Source organism: Dellaglioa sp. CoH-57-MRSF-20 (assembly GCF_056781955.1).
In genome coordinates, this window is sequence record NZ_JBXAXV010000288.1 from 1 (window position 1) to 259 (window position 259).

Below are 259 nucleotides of genomic sequence, written 5' to 3' on the forward strand. Positions count from 1 at the left end.
GATCAAGTCCAATGACCTTGTGATCCGGGCGGCGTGATGGCTGCCTCCCGGCAACGTGATAAACGACATCGAAAAGGTATGCGAATGAGCAATTTGATTGCTGTCCTCGGCCTCGGCGCGATGGGATCCGCGATCGCCGTCTCGCTGATTGGACAGGGCGAGGACGTGGTCGTCTGGAACAGGCATTCCGGAAAGGCTCGACGCATGGCCGAGCTGGGTGCACGCGTGGCCGACAGTGCGACGGCGGCCTGTGCGCAGG

At 62.2% G+C, this 259-nt stretch carries 1 protein-coding gene; it reads left to right on the plus strand.

Annotated features, from left to right (window positions below; genetic code table 11):
• Positions 1–84 precede the first annotated feature (84 nt).
• On the plus strand, positions 85–259 hold a 175-nt coding region (locus tag AC1RPN_RS09070; RefSeq protein ID WP_481763857.1), incomplete at its 3' end, for an NAD(P)-binding domain-containing protein.